Here is a 13,774-nt window from a genome sequence, read left to right on the forward strand (position 1 = left end):
CCGGCTCATTCCAGCACCTCGCGGACCACGTCCTTGTTCAGTTCCTCGAACGCGCCGTTGGCGAAGTGGGAGTAAAGGCCGGTCAGCAGCCACGACACCACGATGATGGCGGCGCCCACCGGCACGCCCACCGTCAGGGTCGAGCCCTGGGACAACGGCGTGCGCAGGACGTCCGGCGCGAAGGCGACGATCATCATGAAGCCGTAATAGGCGCCCAGCACGATCACCGACAGGGTGACCGCCAGGCGGGTGCGCTTCCTGACCAGTTCATGGAATTTCGGGTTCTGGCGAACCCGTTCATAGGTTGCTGAGTCGGACATATCCCCTCCGGTGGTGTTTCCTTGGCCTCTCCATCTATCAAGGGAGCGTGTCCGAATTTTTCCCCAATCGTTACGAATTGTAGCCGGGAGGCAGCCATGCGGGGGCATAAGGACGGTTGATGTGAACCGTGTTTTGAAGTGACACTCGGCCTGTCATCCCGAGCGCCAGCGAGGGATCCCCGTTTGCCGTGGCGTTGCCGGAACTGACATGTGGCACCAGGACGAGATCCTCCTCCCGCCGGCCGTCGGGATGACAGGCCGGATTAGATGATCCGCTCGCGCCTGTTCTTCCGGCTGTTCTCGGCCATTCTCGCCGCCGTGGCGCTGTTCGCGGCGGCCATCTACGTCTTCTCGGTGCCCCTGATCGAGGAGAAGGCCTACGAGATCGAGCTGAACGCCAGCCGCACCATCCTCGACAACGTCTTCGTCATGGCCGGCAAGATCGACGGCAGCCTGGAAGACCGCCGGGCCATGACCGAGGAAGCCTACAAGGCGCAGTTGAGGAACGTGGTGTCGCTGGCCGCCTCCTACCTGGACCACGCCCTGGCCCGCGCCGAGCGGGGCGAGATCGGCGAGGCCGAGGCCCGCCGCCTGGCCTTCGACGGCCTCGGCGCCTTCAAATACGGCAACAACGATTATATCTGGGTGACCGACTACCAATCGGTGATCCGCTCGCACCCCGACCCCGAGTTCCAGGGCCGCGACGCCTCGCGCTTCCAGGATGGCGACGGCCGCGCCATCCTGCCCACCATCATCGCCATCGCGCGCGACAGGGGCGAGGGCTTCCATACCTATCCCTGGCAGCGCCTGGGCGAGACCAGGGCCAGCGAGAAGCTGTCCTATTTCATCGACCTGCCCCATCGCGGCCTGGTGATCGGCACCGGGGCCTATCTCGACGACATCGACCGCGAGGTGGAGCGGCGCAAGGCCGAGGCGGTGGACGACCTGCGCCAGGCCTTGCGCAACATCCGCATCGCGCGCACCGGCTACGTCTACATCTTCGACGCCGCCCGCAAGATGATCATCCACCCCAATCCCAACATCGAGGGCCAGGATTTCGGCCTGCTGAAGGACCCGGCCACCGGACGGCTGATCGCCGACGAACTGGTGGAGGCCGCCGACAGCGATCGTCCGCTCTCCTATCTGTGGGATAAGCCGTCCGACCCCGGCAACTACGCCTACGAGAAGATTTCCTGGGTGCGGCATTTCAAGGGCTTCGACTGGTACATCGCCTCGTCGGTCTATGTGGACGAGCTGAAGCGCTCGTCCGCCGTGCTGGGCAACCGGCTGGTGACCATCGCCCTGGCCCTGATGGTGGCGGCCGGCGCGCTGGGCTATCTGGCGGTGGATTGGCTGATGCGCCCCCTCAACCGCCTGGCCCAGACCGCCGAGCAGGTGCAGGCCGGCAATCTCGACGCCCAGAGCGGCATCCGCCGCGACGACGAGATCGGCCTGCTGGCCGAGGCCCTGGACGGCATGGTGCGGCGGGTCAAGGACGACATCCTGACCCTGGACAGCCGCGTGCGGGAGCGCACCAACGAACTGGAGGAGGCCGAGACCCGCCGCCGCCTGATCCTCGACGCCATTCCGGCGGCCATCGCCTATCTGGGCCGCGACGAGATCATCCGCTTCGTCAACCGCGGCTGGGCCGAGCTGGTGCGCCAGGACGCAGGACCCCTGATCGGCCGCGACCTGAAATCGGCCATCGGCCGCTTCGCCCACAACGCCATCCAGCCGCACATGGAGCGCACCTGGGCCGGCGAGGAAGTGACCTTCAGCTACTCCTTCCCCCATCCCGGCGGGCACATGGTCACCACCCGCAACACCCTGATTCCCCAGCGCGCCGCCAGCGGGGCGGTGACCGCCATGTTCGTGCTGGCGCTGGACGTCTCGGCGGAGAAGGAGACCGAGGCCCGGCTGATGGAGGCCCAGCGCATGAAGGCGGTGGGCCAGCTGTCCGGCGGACTGGCCCACGACTTCAACAACCTGCTGTCGGTGATTCTGGGCAATCTGGCGGCGGCGCGCGACCGCTACGGCGAGGTCGAGGGGCTGGATTCCTATCTGGAGCCGGCGGTCCGCGCCAGCCGGCGCGGCGCCGACATCACGTCCCGCCTGCTGGCCTTTTCCCGCCAACAGCCCTTGAAGCCGCAGCCGGTGGACGTTTCCGCCCTGGTGCGCGAGGTCTCGGTGCTGCTGTCGCGCTCGCTGCCGTCCTCCATCACCATCACCGTTCCCGACGAGGGCGGCGAGTGCTGGGCCATCGCCGATTCCAACCAGCTGGAGAACGCCCTGATCAACCTGGCGCTCAACGCCCGCGACGCCATGCCCGACGGCGGACGGCTGGAGATGGACGTGCGTCTGCGCAGCGTCAGTGACGATCTGACCTTCGACGAGCCGGTGGAGCCCGACGACTACCTGGAAATCCGCGTCACCGACAACGGAACCGGCTTCGCGCCCGAGGCCATGACCAGGGCGTTCGAGCCGTTCTTCACCACCAAGCGCCTGGGCTCGGGCCTTGGGCTGTCCATGGTCTACGGCTTCGTCAAGCAGTCCAGGGGCTACATCACCCTGGACAGCCGGGTGGGGATCGGCTCCACCGTCACCATCCTGCTGCCCCGCGCCGCACCGGTGGCCATGGACGGCGAGGCGGAAGCGGCGACGCCCTCCCCCGCCCTCTGGCAGGGCCAGCTGGCGCTGATCGCCGAGGACGATGCGGATGTGCGCGCCGTGCTGCGCGGCCAACTGGTGGATTTGGGCTTCTCGGTGGTCGAGGCGGAAAGCGGCGACGAGGCCGCCGAACTGTTCGGCCGGATCGAAGGCCTGTCCCTGGTGGTCTCCGACATCGTCATGCCCGGCATCAGCGGCATCGAGCTGGCGGCGCGCATCCGCGCCGAACGTCCCGCCATCCGGGTGATTCTGATCAGCGGCTTCTCCTTCGACACTAGCCCCGGGGCCGATGATCTGGTCATATTGCGCAAGCCATGGGAGATGTCCGACCTGGCCTCGGCGATCGCCCGGACGGCGGAGCCCTCGGACGCGGCATAGGGGCCTGGGAGTGGGCGGCAACAAAAAGCGCATCTATGTCATCGACGACGAGCCGGACATCCGCGCCCTGTTGCGGCAGGTGCTGGAAGGCTACGGCTATCGGGTGACTCCCCTGGCCACCGGCGCCCTGGCCCGCCAGGCCATCCGCCGCGAGCCGCCCGATCTGTGCATCGTCGATCTCGGCCTGCCCGACATGGACGGGCTGACCCTGGTGCGGGAATTGTGGGAGGACGTGCGGTTCGGGGTGGTGATCCTGACCGGGCGCGGCGGCGTCTCCGACCGGGTGCTGGGCCTGGAACTGGGGGCCGACGACTATATCGTCAAGCCGTTCGAGCCGCGCGAACTGGTGGCCCGCGTCAACTCGGTCATCCGCCGGCGCGAGCAGCTGGCCGCCAGCGGCGGCCCGGCCACCACCAGGGCGGCGTTCGGCGAGTGGGTGTTCGAATCCGGCGATCTCAGCCTGACCCATGCGGACGGGCGGCAGGAAACGCTGACCGCCGCCGAGGCGGTGCTGCTCACCGCCCTGCTGAAGACCCCCAAGCGGGTGCTGTCGCGCGAGCAGCTGCAGGGCGCCGAACCGGAAAAAGACGACTTCGCCTTCGACCGCGCCATCGACGTGCGCATCTCGCGCATCCGGAAGAAGATCGAGGCCGACCCGAAATCACCGCGCCTGATCAAGACGGTCTACGGCGCCGGCTACCTGTTCGCCGCCGACGTGCGGTGGGAGTGATACCAAATCCGAATGATCAATTCGGATTTGGTATCCGGCGCCCATTGCGGGCGCGGCCAAGCAAACCACGGGTTTGCACCCGGCGAGGGACAGAAAAGCGAGTATACCAAATCCGAATGATCAATTCGAATTCCGTATCCGGCGCCCATTGCGGGCGCGGCCAAGCAAACCGCAGGTTTGCGCCCGGCGAGGGACAGAAAAGTAAGCATACCAAATCCGAATGAACCGTTCGGATTTGATATGAGCCCCCGGTAAGCGTGAAACGACAACGGCCCCCGGATCGCTCCGGGGGCCGCTTGCCGTCCGCGGGATCAGGTGGCCTTAAGCCACCGGCTCCTTGCGGGCCTTGGCGTAGCCGACGCTTTCCAGCGATTCCTCGATCTCGTCCAGGATGGCGGGATCGTCGATGGTCGCCGGCATCTTGAAGTCCTGATTGTCGGCGATCTTCTGCATGGTGCCGCGCAGGATCTTGCCCGAGCGGGTCTTGGGCAGGCGGTTGACCACGGTGCAGGTCTTGAAGGCGGCCACCGGGCCGATCTTCTCGCGCACCAGCCTGACCACCTCGGCGATGACCTGGTCGTGGGGCTTGGTCACGCCGGCCTTGAGGCAGATGAAGCCCAGCGGCAGCTGGCCCTTCAGCTGGTCGGCCACGCCGATGACGGCGCATTCGGCCACGTCGGGATGGCTGGCCAGCACTTCCTCCATGCCGCCGGTGGACAGGCGGTGGCCGGCGACGTTGATGATGTCGTCGGTGCGCGACATGATGTAGGCGTAGCCGTCCTCGTCGATCATGCCGGCGTCGGCGGTCTTGTAGCAGCCGGGGAATTCCGAATAGTAGCTGTCGATGCAGCGCTGGTCGGCGTTCCACAGGGTCAGCAGGGCGCCGGGGGGCAGCGGCAGGCGGACCACCAGCGAGCCGACCTTGCCGGCCTCGCAGGGCTGATGGCCTTCGTCCAGCACTTCCAGGCCCCAGCCGGGGACCGGCTTGGTGGGCGAGCCGGGCTTGATGGGGAATTCATGCAGGCCCAGGCAGTTGGCGGCGATGGCCCAGCCGGTCTCGGTCTGCCACCAGTGGTCGACCACCGGAACCTTGAGGTGGTCGCGGGCCCAGTTGATGGTGTCGGGGTCCGAACGCTCGCCGGCCAGGAACAGGGCGCGGAAGCTGCCCAGGTCGTACTTCTTGATCAGCTCGCCGTTGGGGTCCTCGCGCTTGATGGCGCGGAAGGCGGTGGGCGCGGTGAACAGCGAGGCCATCTTGTACTCGCTGATCATGCGCCAGAAGGCGCCGGCGTCGGGGGTGCCGACCGGCTTGCCCTCGTAGACCACGGTGGTCGAGCCGTTGAGCAGCGGGCCGTAGCAGATGTAGGAGTGGCCGACCACCCAACCCACGTCCGACGCCGACCAGAACACCTCGCCCGGCTTGATGTTGTAGACGTACTTCATGGACCACATCAGGGCGACCATGTGGCCGCCGTTGTCGCGGACCACGCCCTTGGGCTGGCCGGTGGTGCCCGAGGTGTAGAGGATGTACAGCGGATCGGTGGCCTTCACCGGCACGCAATCGGCGGGCTTGGCCTTGGCGCAGACCTCGACCCAGTCCAGGTCACCGGCCTTGTCCATCACGGCGGCCGCCTGCGGGCGCTGGAACATGATGGTGTTGCCGGGCTTGTGCTCGGAGATGGCGATGGCCTCGTCCAGCATGGGCTTGTAGGCCAGAACCTTGGAGCCCTCGATGCCACAGGAGGCCGACAGGATCACCTTCGGCTTGGCGTCGTTGATGCGGGTGGCCAGCTCGGTGGGGGCGAAGCCGCCGAACACCACCGAATGGATGGCGCCCAGGCGGGCCACCGCCAGCATGCCGACCACCGCCTCGGGGATCATGGGCATGTACAGCAGCACGCGGTCGCCCTTGGCGACGCCCAGCGCGGCCAGGGCGCCGGCCAGACGCGACACCTGGTCCTTCAGCTCGTCGTAGCTGATCTTGCGCTTGGTGCCGGTGACCGGGCTGTCATAGATGATGGCGGTCTGCGGCCCACGGCCCTGCTCCACATGGCGGTCCACGGCGTTGTAGCAGGTGTTGGTCTCGGCGCCGACGAACCAGCGATAGAACGGCTTGTTGGAATCGTCCAGGACCTTGTCCCAGGTCTTGTACCAATGGATGTCCTTGGCCGCTTCCCCCCAGAACCCCTCCGGGTCCTTCAGCGACTTGTCGTAGGCTTGCTGGTATGCGTTGGTCATATCGGACAGGTCCTCTGCTTTGCCACTCCCATGGGGGGCTTTCCGCCCCTCCGTCTGAGGGGGAGAATGCCGCAATCAGGCAAATTTTGCAAAGGTGCATTGCAGGGGCGCCAAGCCATTTTGACCCACCCCGGTGAAACGATGTTTTCACATTGTTTCACAATAGGTTATCGGACGATCCTCGCCCATTCGCAAGGTTCGCATTTTTCCGCTGTCCGGGGGGATTTGCCGCATTTTGCAAATTCGGCAACGGGCCGCCGAATGAAATAAGGGGCCGGATGAACCGGCCCCTCGATCGCCTTCCTCAGTGAGGTCCGGAGCCGATGCGGCTCAGCTCGTCCTTGATCAGCAGTTTCTTGCGTTTCAGATCGTGGATCTGGGTGTTATCCGGCAGCGGGCGTCTGGTTTCCATCTCGATGGCGCTTTCCAGAGCGGCATGCTTGGCTTTCAAGGACTCGGCACGGTCATGAAGGCTCATTACGGTCCTCCCTATGGGTTGGGTGACTCGAGAATCTTATTCCTCCTGTCACGGGATTGTCAGCAGGGAAATTGCCCTCTCCCCCCCTCCTGGACTAAGGTTCTTACTCGATCCCGGACCTAGAGAGAGGACCATCCGCCTTGAACGCCCCCCCGACCCGCCTGATCGTAGGAATTAGTGGAGCATCGGGGGTGGTCTACGGCATCCGCGTCCTGGAAATGCTGGGACAGCTGGGCGTGGAATCCCATCTGGTCATGAGCCGCGCCGCCGAGGTGACGCTGTCCCACGAAAGCGACCTCAAGGTCGCCCAGGTCCGCGCCCTGGCCAGCCACTGGTACAAGCCCGAGGATATCGGTGGAGCACCGGCCTCGGGCTCGTTCCGCTCGCTGGGCATGATCGTGGCGCCGTGCTCGATCCGCAGCATGAGCGAGATCGCCACCGGGGTGACCACCTCGCTGCTGACCCGGGCCGCCGACGTGGCGCTGAAGGAACGCCGCCGGCTGGTCCTCATGGTGCGCGAGACGCCGCTGCACACCGGCCACCTGCGTTCCATGCTGCACCTGTCGGAAATGGGCGCGGTGATCGCCCCCCCCGTCCCCGGCTTCTACGCCAGGCCGGAAAGCCTGGACGACATGGTCGAGCACAACGTCGGCCGCATGCTCGACCTGTTCGGGCTGGATTGCGGAACCATCAGGCGCTGGGGGGAAGATTGACCGGCTGGGTCAGCCCGATCGCCTTGGTCATGCCGGACAGTGAAGGTAGGACGTCTGCAGGCTGTTCCAGACTTTCGCCGCGTCGAACCCCACGACCAGCGCCTGGTCGTGGGGATTTTCGGTGAACGCCCCCATGCCATGCAGAATCATGTAAGCCGGATAATAATCCGGCTTACCAACATCCCGGATATCGGCACACGTTTTCCTCAAGACCTCGTGATTACCGGATATCGCCTTGACCTCGTCCAGGAAACGTTTCTTCTTGTCCTGGGAAACCGCTGAAAACGTCGTCATGATCAGCACGGCCTTGGCCTGCCCCGCGCTTTTGTCAGCCACTCGCGCGGCATCGAAATTTCCGTATACTCCGGCCAGGGAGAATAAGGCGGCGGCACGGTCATAACGGTCTTGCGCCAAGCAACTCGCCACCCCCTGATACAAATCGGGCGGCGTCAGCTGATTGTTCGCCTCGCTGAGCTCGATACACCCGACGTCATGAGTGACGGCAAGGCTCCCTTCGGCGCGGTGGTTGGTGATGTTCCCATTCCGCTCAGTGATGATCTTAGGCGGCGCCATGGTCTGACTGTAGGCTGATGTCGACAACAGCACGATCAGGATACACAAAACCCGCATCTTCTCCCTCCGCCAGCCAGGTACCCCTACATCTCGCCGATATAGATGCCCAGGCCGCGGGCCGTCTGGGCCAGGGTGCCATAGGGGTCGATGGGCCGGGTGATGCCGGCCACGTCCGAGATCGGCACATCCACCACCTGGCCGTGCTGCCAGGCCACCATGCGGCCCAGCTTGCCCTGGGCGATCAGGTCCACGGCATGAACGCCGAAGGCCGAGGCGATGATGCGGTCGCGCATGGCCGGCATGCCGCCGCGCTGTACATGGCCCAGCACGGTGACGCGGGTTTCCGCCTCCACCGTCTCCGCCAGCCGCGCCGCTAGGTACTGGCCGATGCCGCCGTAGCGGGCCTGGCCGCCGCTCTGCACCTGGGTCACCGAAAGTCCGGTCTCGGTCTTGCAGCCCTCGGCCACCACCATCAGGGCGTGGTTGCGCCCCTCGGCCTTCACCTCGGCGATCTTCCTGGCGATACCGTCCAGGGTGTAGGGAATCTCGGGGATCAGCACCACGTCGGCGCCGCCGGCGATGCCGGCGTTGATGGCGATGTGGCCGACGTCGCGGCCCATCACTTCCAGGATCATCACGCGGTGATGGCTGGCCGCCGTGGGGGCCAGCCGGTCCATAGCCTCGCCCGCCACGTTGAGCGCCGTGGCGAAGCCGATGGCATAGTCGGTATGGGCGACGTCGTTGTCGATGGTCTTGGGGATGCCGACCATGGGGATGCCGCCCTGGCGGCACAGCTGGTTGAGGATGCGCATGGAGCCGTCGCCGCCGATCACCACCAGCGCCTCGATCCCCAATTCCTTGTAGCCGTCCACGAAGTCCTGGGAGCGGTCCTTCTTGCTGCCGTCGGGCATGGGATAGGCGAAGGGATCGCCCTTGTTGATGGTGCCAAGGATGGTGCCGCCCAGGCGCAGCATCTCGTCGCCCACCGACTTCAGGTCGAACTCGACGTAATTGAGCGGCCGGTCCATCAGTCCCAGGCTGCCGTCACGGATACCGAACACCTGCCAGCCGTAATTGCGGATGGCACGGTGGACGACCGCGCGCAAGGCCGCGTTCAGTCCGGCGCAATCGCCGCCGCTGGTCAGAATTCCGATACGCTTGGCCGCCATTCCCCAACCTCCTCTTTATCCTACCTTACCCATACCGTTTCCGGCCGAGTTCTGCTACCCTCCAACCACTTATTCCTGACCTCGTCCCGCCATGATCGATGACAATCTTGAAGAGGTCCGCCGTCAACTGGCGGAATTGAAGACCGAGCACCGCGATCTGGACGACGTGATTTCCCGCGTTTCCGGCGAGGCGCCGTTCGATCAGCTGCGCCTGCAGCGCCTGAAAAAACGCAAGCTGTATCTCAAGGACGAGATTTCCCGGCTGGAAAACCAGTTGATTCCCGACATCATCGCCTGACGCTCCATCATGACACTGGTTCACCTCGGCCTCGGCACCAACCTGAGCGACCGGCCCGCCAACCTGCGCGCCGCCTTCGAATCCCTGGCCGCGCTGGGCACCGTCGCCGCCCGCTCCCATCTGTGGGAGACGGCGCCGCTCTACGTCACCGACCAGCCGGCCTTCCTCAACATGGCCGCCGCGCTGGACACCGCGCTGCCGCCGCTGGACCTGCTGGCCCACCTCAAGGCCCTGGAGGACGAACTGGGCCGCGTCGCCTCGGTGCGCTACGGGCCGCGCCTGATCGACCTCGACATCCTTCTCTACGGAGATGTGGTGATGGAGAGCGAGACTCTCACCCTGCCCCACGCCCGGCTGCACGAGCGCCACTTCGCCCTGGCCCCCCTGGCCGAGATCGCCGGAACCGTTCTTCATCCGGTGCTGGGCGCCACCATCGCCCAATTGCTGGAGCGCCTGCCCGAAGCCGCCGACGTCCGCCGCCTGGGGCCCCTTCGGTAATTGCTTGCGCGCCGCTCGCCGGAAGCGCTATGACCCTGCTTTCCCAGCCTGAGGAAAGAGCCAAGTGTTCGTGAGCCGCAGTCAAGCCGAGACCCAGCCGGGCGAAGCGCCGGTCCGCCGCCTCTACCGCATCCTGGTGCGCGATCTGGTGCTGAAATGTTTGATCGGCATTCACGCCCACGAATTGCTGGCCCCCCAGCGGGTGCGCATCAACGTGGACATGAGCGTGCTGGAGCAGGCCGGCCCGTTAAGCGACGACATCGCCAACGTGGTCTCCTACGAGGACGTGATCGACGGCATCAAGGTCATGCTGGCCGAGGGCCACATCAACCTGGTCGAAACCCTGGCGGAAAAGATCGCCGAGCTGTGCCTGACCGATGAGCGGGTGGAAACCGCCCGCATCCGGGTGGAAAAGCTCGACGTCTACGCCGAGGCCGCCTCGGTCGGCATCGAGATCGAGCGCGGACGGCAGTAGAACTTATACCAACCTGCGTTGAGTGAAACTCATCGCGGGTTGGATAGGCCCAACGGGCCGCGCGCCTTACGGCGCCCGCCCGCCGCTTGGCATTACGTCCGGCGGGCCTCGTCCATCAGCTGGCGCATGTGGCGGATGGACGCGTCGAGGCCGACGAAAATGGCCTCGCCCACCAGGAAGTGGCCGATATTCAGTTCCATGATGGAGGCGATGGCCGCCACCGGCTTGACGGTGTCGTAGGACAGGCCGTGGCCGGCGTGGCATTCCAGGCCGATGGCCTCGGCATGGGCCGCCGCCGCCTGGATGCGGGCGAATTCGCGGTCACGCCCTGCCCCCTCGGCGTCGCAATAGGCGCCGGTATGCAGTTCGACCACCGGCGCCCCCAGGGCCTTGGCGGCGTCCAGCTGCTTCGGGCTCGCCTCGATGAACATGGAAACGCGGATGCCGGCGTCGAGCAGGCGCCCGACCAGCGGCATCAGGCTATCGAACTGGCCGACCACGTCGAGGCCGCCCTCGGTGGTGCGCTCCTCGCGGCGCTCGGGCACGATGCAGGCGGCGTGGGGCCGGTGACGCAGCGCGATGGCCACCATCTCCTCGGTCGCCGCCATCTCGAAATTGAGCGGCAGGGTGATCTCGTTGGCGAGGCGCTCCATGTCGCGGTCGGAGATGTGGCGCCGGTCCTCGCGCAGATGCGCCGTGATGCCGTCCGCTCCCGCCGCGGCGGCCATGTGGGCGGCCCGTACCGGGTCGGGATGGCGCCCGCCGCGGGCGTTGCGGATGGTGGCGACGTGGTCGATGTTGACGCCGAGGCGCAGGCGGGTCATGGCCTAAGAACTCCATTGGATTGAATTGGGCTATCGCCCGAACCCATCCGGGGCCAATGCCCCGGACCCCATTTTATTTCATGAATGGGGTTTGGGGCCTTTGGCCCCAGGCGGGTATGGGCGGCAGCCCATGAACACTTAATTCCTTGCCCGGTCCACCGAGTTGATGGCCGGGGTGGCGCGCAGCGCGGCGATGACGTTGGTCAGGTGCTTGACGTCCCTCACCTCGATATCGATCAGCATCTCGAAGAAATCGGTGGTGCGGTTGGTGATCTTGAGATTGGTGATGTTGCCCATGTTCTTGGCGATCACCGTGGAGATGGCCCCGAAGGCGCCGGGTTCGTTGGTCACCACCAGATCGATGCGTCCCACATGGGCGTTGCTGTCCGCCTCGTCCCAGGCGAGATCGAGCCAGCGTTCCGGCTGGTCGGCGAACTGCTCCAGGTTCTCGCAGTCGATGGTGTGGATGGTGACGCCCTTGCCGGTGCTGACGATGCCGACGATGCGGTCGCCGGGCAGCGGGTGGCAGCAGCCGGCGAAGTGCATGGCCATGCCGGGGATCAGGCCCTTGATGGGCACCGCGCCGGCCTTGTCCTTCTTGTTGGTCGAGGGCTTGTCGCCGCGCGCCTTCAGCGCCACCACGTTGTCGTTGCGGTTGGCCTGGGCCTTCAGTTCGGGAAAGACGGTGGAGACCACCTCGCGGGCGGTCAGCGTGCCTTCGCCCACCAGGGCCAGCAAATCCTCGGATGACGGCGCCTTGAAGATGCGCAGCACCCCGTCCAGGGCCTTTTCCGTGAACTCGTAGCCTTCCTGGCGGAAGCTGCGCACCAGGATGGCGCGGCCCAACTCGGTGTACTGGGCGCGCTGCTGGGTGCGGATGAAGCGGCGGATACGGGCGCGGGCCTTGCCGGTGACGACGAAGCGTTCCCAGGTGGGATTGGGCGTCTGGGCCTTCGAGGTGATGATGTCGACCTGATCGCCGTTCTGCAGCTGGGTGCGCAGCGGCATGATGCGGCCGTTGACCTTGGCGCCGACGCAGGTGTCGCCCACCTGGGAGTGGACGGCATAGGCGAAGTCCACCGGGCAGGCGCCGCGCGGCAGCGAGATCAGGTCGCCCTTGGGGGTGAAGCAGAACACCTGGTCGGAGAACATCTCCAGCTTGGTGTGCTCGAGGAATTCCTCGGGGTTGGAGGCGTGCTCCAGGATGTCGAGCAGTTCGCGCAGCCAGCGGTACTGGCGGCCGTCGGTCATGTTGCCGCCGTCGCCGCCCCCCTTGTACTTCCAGTGGGCGGCGACGCCCAACTCGGCCACCTCGTGCATCTCGGAGGTGCGGATCTGCACCTCGATGCGGTGGCGCTCCGGCCCGAACACGCCGGTATGCAAGCTGCGGTAGCCGTTGGGCTTGGGCGTCGAGATGTAGTCCTTGAAGCGGTTGGGAACCATGGGGTACTTGGAGTGGATGACCCCCAGCGCCCGGTAGCAATCCTCCATGTTCCCCACGGCGACGCGGAAGGCCATGATGTCGGACAGCTGCTCGAACCCGACATTCTTCCTCTGCATCTTCTGCCAGATGGAATAGGGCGTCTTCTCGCGCCCCGAGACGGTGGCGGTGATCCCCGATTCGTCGAGAATGGTGCGCAACTCGTCCAGGATGCGGCCGATCAGATCGCCGCCCTGCTCGCGCAGGAAGGACAGGCGGGCGACGATGGAGCCGCGCGCGTCCGGATGCAGCTCGGCGAAGGCCAGGTCCTCCAGCTCCATCTTGATGCCCTGCATGCCGATGCGTTCGGCCAGCGGCGCATAGATCTCCATGGTCTCCATGGCGATGCGGCGGCGCTTGTCGGGGTTCTTGATGTAGTGAAGGGTGCGCATGTTGTGCATGCGGTCGGCCAATTTCACCAGCAGGACGCGGATGTCCTCGCTCATGGCCAGCACCAGCTTGCGCAGGTTCTCGGCCTGCTTGGCGTGGTCGGACTGCAGTTCGATGCGGTTCAGCTTGGTGACGCCGTCCACCAGACGGCCGATCTCGCGCCCGAACAGCTTCTCGATATCCTCCAGCGTTGCCGGGGTGTCCTCGATGGTGTCGTGCAGCAAGGCGGTGATGATGGACGACGAATCCAGCCGGTACTTGGTCAGGATGCCCGCCACCTCGATGGGGTGCGAGAAATAGGGATCGCCCGAGGCGCGGAGCTGCGAGCCGTGCATCTTCATGGCGAAGACGTAGGCGCGGTTGATGGCGTCCTCGTCCGCTCCCGGATCGTAGGACTTGACGCGCTCGACCAGTTCGAATTGGCGCATCATCGCCACGTCACCTCACCTTTCCTCGCCTCAAGTTTGTACCGGGGAACCGTCCCCGGCAAAGAGGAAAAAGCATAAACAAAACCGCCCGCCCCCACCTTCATCAGATGGGAAC

The 13,774-nt window shown here is 65.7% G+C and carries 13 protein-coding genes; 6 read left to right on the forward strand and 7 right to left on the reverse strand.

Annotation, left to right across the window (positions count from 1 at the left end; genetic code table 11):
- Nucleotides 1-5: 5 nt before the first annotated feature.
- Nucleotides 6-320, reverse strand: coding sequence for a DUF485 domain-containing protein (locus H261_RS01315; RefSeq protein ID WP_008613437.1), 315 nt, complete (start codon nucleotides 318-320; stop codon nucleotides 6-8).
- Nucleotides 321-587: 267 nt separating this feature from the next.
- Between H261_RS01315 and H261_RS01320 the strand changes: the two genes are divergently transcribed.
- Together H261_RS01320 and H261_RS01325 are read left to right on the forward strand one after the other, a co-directional pair.
- Nucleotides 588-3,365, forward strand: a complete 2,778-nt coding sequence (locus H261_RS01320; protein ID WP_008613440.1) for a cache domain-containing protein — start codon at nucleotides 588-590, stop codon at nucleotides 3,363-3,365.
- Between the two features lie 10 nt (nucleotides 3,366-3,375).
- On the forward strand, nucleotides 3,376-4,095 hold the full coding sequence (locus H261_RS01325; protein ID WP_008613441.1) for a response regulator transcription factor: 720 nt from the start codon (nucleotides 3,376-3,378) through the stop codon (nucleotides 4,093-4,095).
- Nucleotides 4,096-4,416: 321 nt separating this feature from the next.
- Here the strand turns inward: H261_RS01325 and H261_RS01330 are convergent, their stop codons facing one another.
- Entirely contained in the window at nucleotides 4,417-6,333 is a 1,917-nt protein-coding gene (locus H261_RS01330) for a propionyl-CoA synthetase (protein WP_008613443.1), read from the reverse strand.
- A gap of 304 nt (nucleotides 6,334-6,637) precedes the next feature.
- Entirely contained in the window at nucleotides 6,638-6,811 is a 174-nt protein-coding gene (locus H261_RS23730; RefSeq protein ID WP_008613452.1) for a YdcH family protein, read from the reverse strand.
- Nucleotides 6,812-6,951: 140 nt separating this feature from the next.
- Here H261_RS23730 and H261_RS01335 point away from each other — a divergent pair, with 140 nt between their 5' ends.
- Entirely contained in the window at nucleotides 6,952-7,524 is a 573-nt protein-coding gene (locus H261_RS01335) for a UbiX family flavin prenyltransferase (protein WP_040475570.1), read from the forward strand.
- Between the two features lie 27 nt (nucleotides 7,525-7,551).
- Here H261_RS01335 and H261_RS01340 read toward each other — a convergent pair whose 3' ends face one another.
- Together H261_RS01340 and H261_RS01345 are read right to left on the reverse strand one after the other, a co-directional pair.
- A complete protein-coding gene (locus tag H261_RS01340; protein ID WP_008613454.1) occupies nucleotides 7,552-8,154 on the reverse strand; it encodes a hypothetical protein in 603 nt (200 codons plus the stop codon).
- A 26-nt stretch (nucleotides 8,155-8,180) separates the two neighbouring features.
- Nucleotides 8,181-9,266, reverse strand: a complete 1,086-nt coding sequence (locus H261_RS01345; RefSeq protein WP_008613455.1) for an ATP-dependent 6-phosphofructokinase — start codon at nucleotides 9,264-9,266, stop codon at nucleotides 8,181-8,183.
- 91 nt (nucleotides 9,267-9,357) lie between these two features.
- Here H261_RS01345 and H261_RS01350 point away from each other — a divergent pair, with 91 nt between their 5' ends.
- From H261_RS01350 to H261_RS01360, 3 genes are all read left to right on the forward strand, one after another.
- Entirely contained in the window at nucleotides 9,358-9,564 is a 207-nt protein-coding gene (locus H261_RS01350) for a YdcH family protein (RefSeq protein ID WP_008613457.1), read from the forward strand.
- Nucleotides 9,565-9,573: 9 nt separating this feature from the next.
- Nucleotides 9,574-10,062, forward strand: coding sequence for a 2-amino-4-hydroxy-6-hydroxymethyldihydropteridine diphosphokinase (gene folK / locus H261_RS01355; protein ID WP_008613459.1), 489 nt, complete (start codon nucleotides 9,574-9,576; stop codon nucleotides 10,060-10,062).
- 70 nt (nucleotides 10,063-10,132) lie between these two features.
- Nucleotides 10,133-10,537, forward strand: a complete 405-nt coding sequence (locus H261_RS01360) for a dihydroneopterin aldolase (RefSeq protein WP_235062840.1) — start codon at nucleotides 10,133-10,135, stop codon at nucleotides 10,535-10,537.
- Nucleotides 10,538-10,629: 92 nt separating this feature from the next.
- Here H261_RS01360 and H261_RS01365 read toward each other — a convergent pair whose 3' ends face one another.
- Together H261_RS01365 and H261_RS01370 are read right to left on the reverse strand one after the other, a co-directional pair.
- Nucleotides 10,630-11,361 carry a pyridoxine 5'-phosphate synthase gene (locus H261_RS01365; protein WP_008613463.1) on the reverse strand — a complete coding sequence of 244 codons (732 nt, stop codon included), beginning with the start codon at nucleotides 11,359-11,361 and terminating at the stop codon, nucleotides 10,630-10,632.
- 138 nt (nucleotides 11,362-11,499) lie between these two features.
- Complete coding sequence (locus H261_RS01370) at nucleotides 11,500-13,662, reverse strand: RelA/SpoT family protein (RefSeq protein ID WP_008613466.1); 2,163 nt, start codon at nucleotides 13,660-13,662, stop codon at nucleotides 11,500-11,502.
- Nucleotides 13,663-13,774: the final 112 nt, after the last annotated feature.

The organism is Paramagnetospirillum caucaseum (genome assembly GCF_000342045.1).
GTDB lineage: Bacteria > Pseudomonadota > Alphaproteobacteria > Rhodospirillales > Magnetospirillaceae > Phaeospirillum > Phaeospirillum caucaseum.